The organism is Ligilactobacillus agilis DSM 20509, from assembly GCF_001436215.1.
GTDB classification, from domain to species: Bacteria; Bacillota; Bacilli; order Lactobacillales; family Lactobacillaceae; genus Ligilactobacillus; species Ligilactobacillus agilis.
In genome coordinates this window covers 49,594-63,113 of the sequence record NZ_AYYP01000022.1, presented here as the reverse complement: position 1 = coordinate 63,113, position 13,520 = coordinate 49,594, and the positions used below count along the sequence as shown (strand labels likewise).

Here is a 13,520-nt window from a genome sequence, read left to right as displayed (position 1 = left end):
ATAAACTAAGTTCTAGCAGAAGAACTCCTAGTCATCTAAGGAAATCTTTAATTGACTAGCGGCGACCATGTGCAAGTATTCCTTATCAATTTTAACTTGAGAAACAGCCACATTTTTTAATTTTAACAACCTAACAGCATAATCATCATTGTGATAATTGCGCAGGTAATATATCTTTTTAATCCCTGCTTGTAATAGCATCTTTGTGCACTGTAAACATGGAAAATCCGTTACGTATACTTCGGCATCAGCGGTCGCTACCCCAAATTTAGCACATTGTAACACGGCGTTCATTTCAGCATGAATCGTCCGCAAACAGTGACCGTCAACGATATAGCAACCTGCATCTAAACAATGATCATCCCCCGAAACAGAGCCATTGTAACCACCGGCTATTATCCGCTTATCCCGTACTAAAATAGCCCCTACGGCCAACCGATTGCAAGTACTCCGTAAGGATAGCAATACTGCTTGCAACATAAAGTATTGGTCCCAAGGGATTCTTTTTTCAGTCATTAGATTCACCTCACTAAATTCTTAATTCATAGTATAACATTCACACCGTTAGTCGACTAGAGATGGAAGCAAAGGTTTTGTCTCCAATCCCCGAAACATTTTTGAGGTCATCAATGCTGTTAAACTTTCCATGCTCTTGTCTGTAAGCAATTATTTGCTCCGCTTTTTTATCACCTATTCCGGTTAATTCCATTAGCTGTTCTTTTGTAGCTGTATTCAAATTAATCTTACTTGCATCAGTTTCTCCTTGGCCTTCAGTTCCAGCAACTTCGCTAGTAGCCTCCGTCTCTGCCGAGGCTGCTTGGTTTTTAATTAAAATTGGACTGTTTATCTCCGGAGTCTCTCCTTGTTGAGGAATGTAGACAATCATCTGATCTACTAGCTGACTCGCCAGGTTCACCTGTTTTAAGTCAGCATCAGCAGTTAACCCCCCCGCTTTGGCTAAGACATAATTAACCCTAACGTTTGCCGGAACCTGGTAAACCCCCGGCTTTTTTACCGCCCCCTTTACATCAACGTATATTCTTGTAGCAGTTTTATTTTGGCTAAATTGACTAACGGTTGCGCTTAGTTGACTACTAACTCCACTTGAACTAGTTACTGCCATCAAACTATCCTCACCTGGCTTAGTAACCCTATTCCAAGCAAAATACCCCCCTCCAAGTAAAAGGACTATTCCTAGCAAACATAGCTTGAACTTATTTTCTTCCCAAAATTCCATTAGCTCCGTTAACATCTTTTTTCCTCCCTTCATATTTAAGATACGCAAAAAAGACGCGATTTGTTTTTTTTAATCAAAAAAAGCTGCAATAAATTTTTTCAAATTTATCACAGCTCGTCAGATTAATTTTCTTCTAAATAAGTTACTGCCTCTGAAAAACTCGCTACCGGCACGATTTTCATTTTAGTTTTAATTTGCTTGGCCGTCTTTTTAGCCAATTGATAGTTACTAATAGCCCCCGGCTCTGATTGAGCAGGCACAAAGAAAATATCAGCCTTAGCCTTGGCGCTAGCAATAACTTTTTTATCAACCCCACCAATGGGACCGACCTTACCATCCGCACTAATCGTTCCCGTGCCCGCAACGTTACGCCCCCTTAGTAGCTGCTTAGAGGTCAACTGATTATAGAGTTCCAGGCTAAACATCAACCCAGCGGATGGTCCGCCAATATCGTCTACATTAGTCTTGAAACTTACTGGCGTTTGAATCCGGCTTTTATCGGCTAAACTGATACCTAAGCCAGTTTTATTACTTCCAGCCAATTTAACAATTCTACCCCAACTTACTTTTGGCGTCTGATTACGTAAATAGGAAACTTGCACCCGGCTGCCGTACTTCAACCTTTGGACCGCCTTTACAAATTCCCCGCTTGACTGGTAAGTCTTACCGTTAATTGCAGTAATCACATCCCCAACTTGTAATTTACCTTTAAAAGTGGAGTTTTTTAGAAGCGACATTACATAAATGCCTTGATACTTACGTTTAACTTGATAGTGGGCTGCTTTTAAGGCCACATACTCTGCTTCGTTAAGCGCATCTTGCATATAGTAGGCTTGAATTTTATTATAGTCACTATTATTATTTTCGCCGGTAATTTCCTTAGTCGGAATTCGGCTAGCAAACCGGTTAGTATAAGACCAAAGGTAAGTAGCTGGACTTGCCCGGTATAAAGAAACATAAACTAGGCGCAATTCACCCGCCTTCTTTTTAGGACTAGGTCTTGTTACCGTAAGGTAGTCGCTAACAGGAACTGCCTTCCCAGGAAGCTCAATGTAATAAGGGAGAGGCAAAAACAATATTAGTAATAACCCCACTAAAAGTAGGATTAGATACCTTACTTTTTTAGTCAAAAGCTTAGTCATCACTTTCCATCTTCTTTTTTAGCGCTAGTCCCACTTCAGCCGGAACAAACTTGGCTAAGTCCCCGTGAAATCTTGCTACTTCCTTAATTAAACTTGAAGACAAGAGGGTGTATTCTGGTCGTGCAAACAACAGGATTGTTTCCAAATCAGGGGCTAACTGTTTGTTCATTGCGGCAATTCCTTGTTCGTATTCAAAATCTTGTACATTCCTAACTCCGCGCACAATCGCCTTGGCCCCTAGTTTACGCGCCACATTAACCGTTAAGTCCGAAGGGATTGCAACCGCCGAAACGTTTGGCAAACCCTTAATGGCGCTATTTACTAAGGTCATTTTTTCTTGGGGACTGAATAAAGGTTGTTTGGCCGTATTCGTCGCAATTGCCACGATTACTTCTTCAAACAAGCCACTAGCACGCTTAATTAAATCAAGGTGGCCATTAGTTAAGGGGTCAAAACTTCCCGGAAAAACTGCTTTCATTAAACTTCCCCCTGATAAACATAAAAAGTTAGCTCCGTAATCCCATAATCGACTTGCTTGTAGCAACTAAATCCCGCTAAACTCATCGGTAAGTTTGCATTTTGGTCGGTTTCACAAACAATTAAAGCATTAGGAGCTAGTAACTCTAATTGAACTAGCTCTGCTATCATCTTTAGAATTTCTTGTTGCTTGTAAGGCGGATCTAAAAAGACGTAATTAAACTGTTCTTTCTTCTGCGCTAATTGGTAAATTACCTTCTTAGCATCCCCTTTAATAACGGTAAATGCGGCTTCATTTTTAGTAACCGCAATATTTTCCTTAATCGTTTTAATCGCCTGGTATTGTCTATCAATTAAAACAGCTTGGTCAACACCGCGAGAAACGGCCTCAATACTTAAGCCACCGCTACCTGCAAAGAGGTCAAGCGCTCTCCCGCCATCAAAGTAAGGACCGATAATATTAAACATTGACTCCTTAATCTTATCCGTTGTTGGTCGGGTTTTCATACCAGGAACAGCTTTCAGACGACGCCCCCCAAATTCACCTGCAATAATTCTCATCTTAATCTCACTCTTTATCTCTAAATTTTTCTTGATCTTCTTCGGTTAATTTAAATTTCCCCAACGAGTTATCAAAATTAGTTGGGAGCTCAGGCCGCTTAGATACTAGCACTTCTTTAACATACCTAAGTTGCTTAAGCTTAGCCACCGTTTCTTCAACTTGACTACGGTCTAAGTAAAGTAAGACGTACTTCATTTTGCGAGAAACGTATTGAATACTACCATACTTTCTTAACTGCTTACTTTGCTTTAAATGATATAAATAAACAAAGACTCCCTGTCGTTTTCTTACCTCAAACGCCACTTTAGCCAGCTACCTTTCTTCCTAAATTATCTTAGTTAACTTTAAGCCAACCATTACCTGCGCAAAGATTGCGCTCGAACTTTCTTGTTAATTATAACAAAAAAAGCATTGAGCTAGCTAGCAAATAACTAGTTCAATACTTTTTAGCCACGGTCATTTTCTATTTTGATTTAACCGGGGTTAGTTCTAGCAATAAGTCTTGGCTTTCTAAGACATCGCCATCCTTGACATAGATATGGGTTACCTTTCCGTCAAACGGCGCCTTAATAGTTGTTTCCATCTTCATTGCTTCGGTAACTACTAATGGCGTGCCCTTCTTAACAACCTGACCTTTTTCAACTAACATTTCCAAAACAGATCCACTTAAAGTTGCCCCAACGTGGTTTGGATTGGTTGGTTCTGCCTTAGGAATACTCTTGACCTTAGCTTCCTTACTCTTATCGTGAATCATGATTTGAATTGTTTGACCATTCAACGAGTAGAAGATACTCCGGTTACCGGCATCATCAGCGGTTGAAATAGAATCAAGTCGAACGATGATGGAACGTCCAGGAGCAAAGTCAATGTGAACCGTTTCTCCAGGACGCATCCCTTGGTAGAAGGTCGTTGTATCTAAGGCGTACATAGAACCAAAGCGTTCAACGTTGGCTTCATACCCCAAGAAGACTTCTGGATATAAAATGTAAGATAAGACTTCTTCTGGCGTAGGGTCATGCTTAATCTTCTCTGCTAATTCACTCTTTACGCGGTCAAAGTCAACTGGGGCTGCTAAGCTCCCTGGACGAACCGTAATTGGTTTGCGGTCTTTAAGCACTAATTTTTGAAGCTTTTCAGGGAAACCACCAACAGGTTGGCCAATGTCACCGGCAAAGAAGTCAACTACAGACTCTGGGAAGTCTAGGGTTTTACCTAGCTTAAAGATATTTTCTGAGTTCAGGTTATTTTGAATCATAAAGATTGCAAAATCACCCACGACTTTAGAACTAGGTGTCACCTTAATAATGTCACCTAAAAGTTCATTAACTTCACGATAAGTTTTCTTGACTAATTCAAAGTCCTCAATGCCCAATGCCTTAGCTTGTTGTTGTAAGTTGGAGTATTGGCCCCCAGGCATTTCTGTTTGATAGATATCCGTTTGTGGGGAAGTCGTTCCATTCATAAAGTCTTGGTAGAATGGCTTAATCCCACCCCAGTAACGGTTTACCTTTTCAACGTTAGTCATATTCATGTCTGGTTGGCGCTTGTTTCCTTCGAGGGCATAGTAGAAACTAGACATACTTGGTTGACTAGTCGTTCCTGACAGCGAACTAGCAGCCACATCGACTACGTCCACTCCTGCACGGGTTGCTTCTACTAAAGTTGCTACCCCGTTACCAGTCGTATCGTGCGTATGCAAATGAATTGGTACATCTAAATCAGCTTTCAAGGCACTTACCAATTCATAAGCGGCTTTTGGCTTCAGCAGCCCAGCCATATCCTTAATACCGATGATTTGTGACCCGGCTCCCACTAAATCATGAGCTAAGGAGCGGTAGTAATCTAAGCTATACTTACGTTCAGCTGGATTTAAAATGTCACCAGTGTAGCACATCGTTCCTTCGGCAATCTTACCAACATCGCGAACAAACTCAATTGGTTTTTCCATTTGCACAACCCAGTTCAAGCTATCGAAGACCCTAAAGACATCTACCCCATTTTGGGCAGAGCGGCTAATAAATTCCTTCAACACATTATCTGGATAATTCTTATAACCAACCGCATTTGAACCACGAAGTAACATCTGCAAGAGCGTATGTGGCATCTGCTTTCTCATAATCTTCAAACGTTCCCATGGATCTTCATTTAAGAAGCGGTAAGCCACATCAAAGGTTGCCCCACCCCAAACTTCAGCGGAGAACACATTTGGAAAGGCCTTTTCGTAGTTTTCAATTACAGGCAACATATCCTTAGTCCGCATCCGGGTAGCAAATAAACTTTGGTGAGCATCACGCATAGTTGTATCCGTAATTAAAACCTTTTCTTGTTGCTTGACCCAATTCATAGCTGCTTCAACCCCGTTACGGTCAAAGACTGACTTGGCATTTTCCTTAGCTGGTGTTTCTTCAAAGTCGGTTTCCAGCTTAATATCAGGAACAAAGACTTTCTTATGGTGAGTTGTCCCTGGGAAACCGTTAACCGTTACATCAGAAATATACTTCAATAAGTGGTTAGTGGTGCTTGGCTTTCTTTCAAAGTGGAACAATTCAGGAGTATGGTCAACAAAAGTGGTGTGGGCTTGTCCCTTTTGGAAGGTTGGGTGGTTTAAGACTTTTTGCATGAACTCAATGTTAGTCTTAACTCCCCGAATTTGAAATTCAGTTAAGACCCGGTCCATCTTAGCAACTGCTTCTGGGAAATTTCGAGCCTGAACACAAGCTTTTACCAACAAGGAGTCAAAGTATGGGGTGATAACCGCCCCTGTGTAGGCATTACCACCATCCAACCGTACCCCAAACCCACCTGGTGACCGATAAGTTTCAATCTTACCAGTATCAGGCATGAAATTATTCTCAGGATCTTCGGTTGTAATCCGACATTGGATTGCGACCCCACGATAAGACATATCCTCTTGTTTTGGTAAATGTAAATCTTTAAACAAGTCCTTGCCATCCGCAATCTGAATTTGCGCTTGGACAATATCAATTTCCGTAATCATTTCGGTGGTTGTGTGTTCAACCTGGATACGGGGGTTAACTTCGATGAAATAAAAATCATCGTCCGTCACTAAGAATTCAACCGTCCCTGCGTTTTGATAGTTAACACTCTTAGCTAGGCGAACCGCTGCTTGGCAAATTTCTTGCCGCCGTTCTTCGGATAAGGAAATACTTGGTGCAAATTCAATCACTTTTTGATTCCGTCTTTGCACTGAGCAATCACGTTCAAATAGGTGCAAAACATTACCATGTTTATCTCCTAAGATTTGAACTTCAATATGCTTAGGATTCAATAGGTACTTCTCGACATACAGTTCATCGTCACCAAATGACTGCATTGCTTCACTTCTAGCACGGTTATATGCTTCTTCTAACTCTTCGTCGTCGCGGACAATCCGCATCCCGCGACCACCACCACCTAGGGCAGCTTTAACCATAATTGGATAACCATACTTGTTAGCAAATTCCCTAACCTCAACAATCGACTTAACCGGCGCATTGCTTCCTGGAATTGTCTTTAAGCCCGCTTTATGAGCCACTTCCTTAGCCTCAATTTTATCCCCAAAAATGGCTAATTGGCGTACTGACGGCCCGATAAATGTTATCCCGGCAGCAGCACATTTTTCTGCAAACTCTTCATTTTCAGACAAGAAACCATAACCCGGATGAATGGCATCTGCGCCCGTCATCTTGGCTACCCTAATAATGTCATCCATATCCAAATATGCTTCAATTGGCTTTTTACCTTGACCAATCAAGTATGCTTCATCAGCCTTAAAGCGATGAATTCCATACTCATCTTCCTTAGCATAAACAGCTACGGTCTTTAAATTCAACTCATGACAAGCCCGGATAATTCTAACAGCAATTTCGCCACGGTTAGCGACTAAGATTTTTTTCATTATTTAACACCACTTTCCGTCAAACCACTTAGCACACAACTACTTTCGTTTACCCCTTCTTGGCTTTAATAAGGGGTCAAACTCCATATTTCTCCTTTGACTAACTGAAATATTCACCACCATTCCTAATGCAACTGACAATACTAGCATTGAAGAACCACCATAAGAAACAAAGGGTAAGGTCACACCCGTAATCGGTAGCAAACCACATACAGCCCCTACATTTAGGGAAGTTTCAACAAACATAAAGGTTCCAATCCCATAACAAAAAAGTGAGTTATAGGTGTTAGTTGAACGAATCCCGACTAAAAATATCCTCAGTGTAAGCCATAATAAGAGGCCCAATACAACCAAGACTCCGATAAAGCCTAACTCTTCAGCAATTATCGATAAAATAAAGTCGGTATACGGTTCAGGGAGGTAACCCCGTTTTTGAATACTATTTCCCAAACCACGTCCAAGCAAGCCCCCATTACTTAAAGCGTAATAAGAATTGACGAGTTGTTTCCCACTGGAAGTCGCTACCTTAAAAGGATCAAAGTAAGCAACAAATCGTTGGTAAACATAGGCTAACCTACTTCCGCTAAATGGATTCCAAAACCTTAAGACATTAATTATTCCATAAAAGAGTACTAAACTCCCCACTAAGGCCATTATCTTTTGGGATGACGACCAATCGTTAGCGGCTAAGATTATCACGAAGATAATCGCACTATTGATTACTAAACTCCCCAAATCAGGGGTTATCAAAATCAATCCGAGTAAGGGGAAAATACCCGCTATTAACCAACCATTCGATTTGATAGGATGGTAATGCATTCCCCTAAGTTTTCCTTGTTCCTGCTTAGCAAAATAGCGGGCTAGCCAAATTGCTAAAAGTAATTTACAAACTTCGGCTGGTTGAATACTAAACAAGCCGAGATTAATCCAACCTTTAGCCCCATTAATAGCCTTATTAAAAAACACAGCCACCACTAGCCCTAAGAACACTATTACATAAAAAGCAGCAATATTAATCTTTCTTACCCATATGCGTTGGTTCATGTGGCTAGCCACAAAGAAGAAAATCAACCCAATAAATAAAAAAATAATTTGTCTGACCAAATAATAATTACTTTTGAGGCCACTGTAGGCCTGGTTGATAGAACTCGCCGAGTAAACCATAATGATTCCAATAATGCTTAAGACTATGTAAGGAATAAATAAATATAAATCAAAGTATTTCAGTTTATTTTTTAAATTATTCATACTAACTATTACTAACCGGCTAATCCAAAAAATTAACCGAATAATTCCTCCCTCCATTAGCAAAATTATACCATAAAGACGAAGAGTACCGTTGTGCTAGTAGAAACTAATTTAAAAATAATTATCCTTATGTTCCTATTATAATTTGCTATGAGAGTAACTTGCAAGCGAATTACTGCGGAAAAAGAAAAAGATATGCCTAGTAGTCAATATAACCATCTAAGCATATCTTTTCTTAATTATTATTTAGTTGCCTTCTTAGCTGCCTTAGCCGCCTTTTCACGGGCATTTGTTTCCAAAATCCGTTTCCGTAAGCGAATTGATTCTGGAGTGATTTCCAACAATTCATCTTCATTCAAGAATTCAAGTGATTCTTCCAAAGTCAAGTGAGTTGGTTTCTTGATAGTTGCAGTTTGGTCCTTGTTAGAAGAACGAACGTTAGTCATGTTCTTACCCTTGGTAATGTTAACGGAGATATCACGTTCACGTGAAGATTGACCAACAATCATCCCTTCATAAACTTCCATCCCTGGGTCAACAAAGATAGTTCCGCGGCCTTCAACCCCCATAATAGCGTAGGTTGTAGCCTTACCTTGGTTAATAGAAACTAACGCACCATTTCTTCTACCTGGTTCCCAGTTTCTGATGACTGGCTTATATTCAGCAAAGGTATGGTTCAAAATCCCATAACCACGGGTCATTGATAAGAATTGTGAATCATAACCGATTAATCCCCGGGTTGGTGTTGAGAAAGTCAAGCGGGTTTGGCCGTTATTACCTGTTTCCATGTTCAACATTTCACCTTTACGTTGAGCCATTGAATCGATTACGGAACCAGAGTATTCATCAGGTGTATCAATAATAACACTTTCAAATGGTTCACATAAGGTTCCATCAATCTCACGGTAGATAACCTTAGGACGTGATACGGCCAATTCAAAGCCTTCACGACGCAATGTTTCAATTAAGATTGACAAGTGTAATTCCCCACGGCCTGAAACAATCCATGCATCCGGAGAATCAGTATCTTCAACCCGTAAAGAAACATCTGTGTGTAATTGCACCTTCAAGCGATCTTCTAACTTCCGCGCAGTAACGTGGTCACCTTCGCGGCCGACAAATGGGGAATCATTAGTCATGAAAGTCATTTGCAAGGTTGGTGCATCAATCCGTAAAACTGGTAAAGCTTCTGGATGATCAACTGGGCAGACCGTTTCACCAACAAAGATGTCGTCCATCCCTGAAACAGCGATTAAGTCCCCAGCCTTAGCTTCTTGAATTTCTAAGCGTTTCAAGCCAAAGAACCCGAACAACTTAGTAACCCGGAAGTTTTGTTGGCTACCGTCCAACTTCATAACCGTAACTTGGTCACCGACTTTAATCTTACCGCGGAAAACACGACCAATCCCAACCCGACCAACGAATTCGTTATAGTCTAACATTGCCACTTGGAATTGAAGTGGTTCGTCTGAGTTGTCTACTGGGGCTGGAATAGTATCTAAAATGGTATTGAAGATTGGGTCCATTGTGTGTTCTTGCTTAGCAGGATCGGAATCAAACGAGGAAGTCCCATTCATAGCTGAAGCATAAACAACAGGGAATTCTAATTGTTCTTCGTCCGCACCTAATTCGATAAATAAGTCTAAGACTTCATCCACAACTTCTTCTGGGCGAGCGCCAGGACGGTCAACCTTGTTGATAATAACGATTGGTGTTAAGTGTTGATCCAAGGCTTTCTTTAACACAAACCGAGTTTGAGGCATTGTCCCTTCAAAGGCATCGACAATCAACAACACCCCGTCAACCATTTTCATGATTCGTTCAACTTCACCACCGAAGTCAGCGTGTCCTGGGGTATCTAAAATGTTAATTTGTTTATCTTTATATCTAACAGCGGTATTCTTAGAAAGAATTGTGATTCCACGTTCCTTTTCAATATCGTTTGAATCTAAGGCACGGTCACCAATTTCAGTATGTTCATCTAATGTATCCGATTGCTTGAGCAATTCGTTGACCAAAGTTGTTTTTCCGTGGTCAACGTGAGCAATAATAGCAACGTTACGAATATCATCACGTGTTTTCAATGTTTTTTCTTCCCTTCAAAATCGATCTGCTACAAACACAGGCACGCACTTTCATTTTTCAAAAGTTATGAAAACCAAAAATTTATTTTCAATAGTTAGGATAAAAATAGCTGGAAATCTAATACTTCCAACTAACCATTACCTACCGATTGACAAGCTCAATTATCTCAGTATGCGCTGACTTTGTAGCTACTAATACAACACTAGATGATACCACATCTACTTTCTCATCGTCAATCGTTTTCACAGATAATCCTAAAGTTTCTCCTAAAATCTTACCGGGCAAAAAATCCCAAGGCCGGAGGTAAGATAGATATGCACAGTGCTTACCTAAGATGAGGTTAATAAACTCGATGCCTGCACTACCCACCATCCGACAACCGGAGCTTGCCTTAATCACTTCCACAACGTTACGGTAATTAGCTAGCACCATGGGACAACTGATAGCTACTAAACCATCTTTTAAGGCGTGTTGTTTAGGTGCCGGTAGCTGCGTTTGATTACAATAGACCGCTCCCAGTGCTGGTCCTCCCCACACCAGTCGATCTTTCATAACGTCGTAAATGTATGCTATATATGGCTTGCCCTGCTTATAAATCGCAATCATGCTGGCAAAATTTTCCTTTTCCTTAACAAAATTCATGGTTCCATCAATTGGATCAATCACCCAAAATAAGCCATCAAAACTTAGCAACCCTTCTTCTTTGCAAGATTCTTCCCCTAAAATCCTAGAGTGCTTAAACTTTTGCTTAATCTGGCTAATATAAAATTGTTCGACTTGCTTATCTAAATTGGTCACCAAGTCATTAGGGCCGGACTTAGTACTTACCTGCAAATCTGAATCCATCTTTGTCAAAATTAATTTGCGTGCCTGCTTGAGCCAACTTTTTACCTCGTTATCAATTGCTTGCCACGACACATAGATTCCTTCTTTCTCAATTAATTTTCACCATTTTCTTTGTACCCTGCTTAGCGGCTTGAATGGTTCGGTAAATACTATAACCACTCGCCGCTTCAAATTGCTTATCGATTTGTTTTTGCACCATCTTGGCTGGCACAATTTTTAAATAATCTTGGTATGTTTTAAGGAGCTTTACTCGGTCAATTCCGACTGTATTTGCCTGTTCAATTTGCAAATAAAACTCACTAACCTTAATAATTTCAGTCGTTGTCCACTCCGCTAATAATGGATACTCAACGTTATTTCTCATTGCTGTCAATCCCCATGCTTAATTTTTACCTAAATTATACCATATCCACTAAAGCGGTGATTATCAAGCTAGATTTAACCTATTCTCGATAAAATATGCTATGATTATCTTGAAACTATTATTGGAGGTTGATTTACTTTGATTACCATGGATGATATTATCCGTGAAGGTAATCCCACTTTACGGGCACGGGCTCAAAAGGTTACCTTCCCTTTAACAGCTGAAATTAAAACTTTGGCTCAGGAAATGATGGAATTCTTGGAAAATAGTCAAAATCCTGAACTGGCGGAAAAATATAAATTACGGGCTGGGGTCGGCTTAGCTGCTCCCCAGGTTGATAAATCCCTGCGGATGACCGCCGTCCTAGTTCCGGGCGAAGAAGGCCAACCGGCTATCTTCAAACACGTGTTAATAAACCCGACCATCCTAAGTGAATCCGTTCAAATGATTGCTTTGAGTGAAGGGGAAGGCTGTCTTTCCGTTGACCGGGAAGTTCCTGGTTACGTTCCAAGACATGACAAGATTAAACTGCGTTGGTATGACTTAGACGGGCAAGAACATATTGAACGTTTGAAGGATTATCCGGCAATTGTCGTTCAACACGAAATTGATCACCTTAACGGAATCTTATTTTATGACCATATTAATAAGGATAATCCGTTTGCAACTACCGACGACATGCTTTTATTAGAGTAACCATATTAAATTAATAGGCTAGTGCTTAGTAATTTGCTTACTACGGCACTAGCCTATTTTATTGCTCTACTTTGTTAATATCATGCACGTATTGAGCGGTAGCCTTGTTTGCAATGTTAGCCACATCGATATGCAAGCTTTGGCGTTCATCTACCCAAAAATCAGTCACCATTAGTGGGGGATAACCGGGCAAGCCTTGGAGTTTTTGCGCAGAACAAACAGTCTGTAAATCTTTTACAAATTGGCGTCTAGTTGCACTTAAATCACCATCATTGGTTTGCACAACCAATTCATAACTAAAGACCAATACTCCCTGCCCCCAGATATCAGAAAGAACGGTTGAACTAACCTCTTGGTCTTCGGTAATAAGTCCTTCCTTTATCAAGACTAACCTAATAATTTTGTCGGTTTGTTCTTGACTTAATGTTTCCACTAACTTAAAAGCGCGCTTCCTTTTCCACAGTTGCCTAACTTTCAAAAAGATAGCTATAACAAGTAAACAAAGTATTACTAGGATTATCTTACCCATCTTCTATCTTTCACGTCCTTTACCTAGTTACTTTTATTATATGCCATTTACTTTGGCTACGAAATAGTTACTTTTAGTAGTTTGTAAAATTAACTCCCTATACTTAAAAGTTAATCTATGCTAAAATGTATGTAATTATTGTGTAAGCAATCTTTGTTCGGAAAATTTATTTTTAATGGGAATTTCCCCCAATCTAATTAGAATTATGAAGGAGAATTAATTAATGATTTTTAAAGTATATTACCAACCATCAAAAAAGGTTAACCCAAGACGAGAAAACACTGAGGTCTTATACCTAGACACTGACAGTGAAGTTAATGCTCGCTTACTCGTTGAATCAAATACAGAATACAACGTTGAATTTATTGAAGGCTTGGACGAAGCAACGTTAGCATACGAAAAAGAAAGTCCTAACTTCAAACTTACGGAGTTTTAG

The 13,520-nt window shown here is 40.2% G+C and carries 14 protein-coding genes; 2 read left to right on the top strand and 12 right to left on the bottom strand.

The window, feature by feature from the left end; all coding sequences use genetic code 11:
• Positions 1-27: 27 nt before the first annotated feature.
• The 11 genes from FC14_RS03585 to FC14_RS03535 form a co-directional block, all read right to left on the bottom strand.
• Positions 28-516: a ComE operon protein 2 gene (locus tag FC14_RS03585; RefSeq protein WP_050612462.1), complete on the bottom strand. Its 489-nt coding sequence runs from the start codon at positions 514-516 to the stop codon at positions 28-30.
• Between the two features lie 40 nt (positions 517-556).
• Positions 557-1,252 (bottom strand): helix-hairpin-helix domain-containing protein, encoded by a 696-nt coding sequence (locus tag FC14_RS03580; RefSeq protein ID WP_056976511.1) that lies wholly within the window; start codon positions 1,250-1,252, stop codon positions 557-559.
• 107 nt (positions 1,253-1,359) lie between these two features.
• Positions 1,360-2,379 carry a SepM family pheromone-processing serine protease gene (locus tag FC14_RS03575; RefSeq protein WP_056976510.1) on the bottom strand — a complete coding sequence of 340 codons (1,020 nt, stop codon included), beginning with the start codon at positions 2,377-2,379 and terminating at the stop codon, positions 1,360-1,362.
• On the bottom strand, positions 2,372-2,857 hold the full coding sequence (coaD, locus tag FC14_RS03570) for a pantetheine-phosphate adenylyltransferase (RefSeq protein ID WP_056976509.1): 486 nt from the start codon (positions 2,855-2,857) through the stop codon (positions 2,372-2,374). The genes FC14_RS03575 and coaD overlap by 8 nt, the downstream gene beginning before the upstream one ends.
• Entirely contained in the window at positions 2,857-3,417 is a 561-nt protein-coding gene (gene rsmD / locus FC14_RS03565; protein ID WP_056976508.1) for a 16S rRNA (guanine(966)-N(2))-methyltransferase RsmD, read from the bottom strand. Before rsmD ends, coaD begins: the two co-directional genes overlap by 1 nt.
• A 7-nt stretch (positions 3,418-3,424) precedes the next feature.
• The gene (locus FC14_RS03560; protein WP_050612467.1) at positions 3,425-3,721 is read right to left on the bottom strand and encodes a YlbG family protein; all 297 of its coding nucleotides are present in this window, start codon (positions 3,719-3,721) and stop codon (positions 3,425-3,427) included.
• Positions 3,722-3,881: 160 nt separating this feature from the next.
• Entirely contained in the window at positions 3,882-7,316 is a 3,435-nt protein-coding gene (locus FC14_RS03555; RefSeq protein WP_056976507.1) for a pyruvate carboxylase, read from the bottom strand.
• Positions 7,317-7,355: 39 nt separating this feature from the next.
• A complete protein-coding gene (locus tag FC14_RS03550) occupies positions 7,356-8,564 on the bottom strand; it encodes an FtsW/RodA/SpoVE family cell cycle protein (protein ID WP_056976531.1) in 1,209 nt (402 codons plus the stop codon).
• 242 nt (positions 8,565-8,806) lie between these two features.
• The gene (typA, locus tag FC14_RS03545; protein ID WP_050612470.1) at positions 8,807-10,648 is read right to left on the bottom strand and encodes a translational GTPase TypA; all 1,842 of its coding nucleotides are present in this window, start codon (positions 10,646-10,648) and stop codon (positions 8,807-8,809) included.
• Positions 10,649-10,790: 142 nt separating this feature from the next.
• A complete protein-coding gene (locus FC14_RS03540) occupies positions 10,791-11,567 on the bottom strand; it encodes an inositol monophosphatase family protein (RefSeq protein WP_082618676.1) in 777 nt (258 codons plus the stop codon).
• Between the two features lie 16 nt (positions 11,568-11,583).
• Positions 11,584-11,859 carry a UPF0223 family protein gene (locus tag FC14_RS03535; protein ID WP_056976505.1) on the bottom strand — a complete coding sequence of 92 codons (276 nt, stop codon included), beginning with the start codon at positions 11,857-11,859 and terminating at the stop codon, positions 11,584-11,586.
• A gap of 138 nt (positions 11,860-11,997) precedes the next feature.
• On the opposite strand from FC14_RS03535, the gene def reads away from it, so the two are divergent.
• Positions 11,998-12,555, top strand: coding sequence for a peptide deformylase (gene def / locus FC14_RS03530; protein WP_056976504.1), 558 nt, complete (start codon positions 11,998-12,000; stop codon positions 12,553-12,555).
• 58 nt (positions 12,556-12,613) lie between these two features.
• Here the strand turns inward: def and FC14_RS03525 are convergent, their stop codons facing one another.
• The gene (locus FC14_RS03525; protein ID WP_056976503.1) at positions 12,614-12,988 is read right to left on the bottom strand and encodes a hypothetical protein; all 375 of its coding nucleotides are present in this window, start codon (positions 12,986-12,988) and stop codon (positions 12,614-12,616) included.
• A 319-nt stretch (positions 12,989-13,307) separates the two neighbouring features.
• On the opposite strand from FC14_RS03525, the gene FC14_RS03520 reads away from it, so the two are divergent.
• On the top strand, positions 13,308-13,520 hold the full coding sequence (locus FC14_RS03520) for a DNA-directed RNA polymerase subunit epsilon (protein WP_056976502.1): 213 nt from the start codon (positions 13,308-13,310) through the stop codon (positions 13,518-13,520).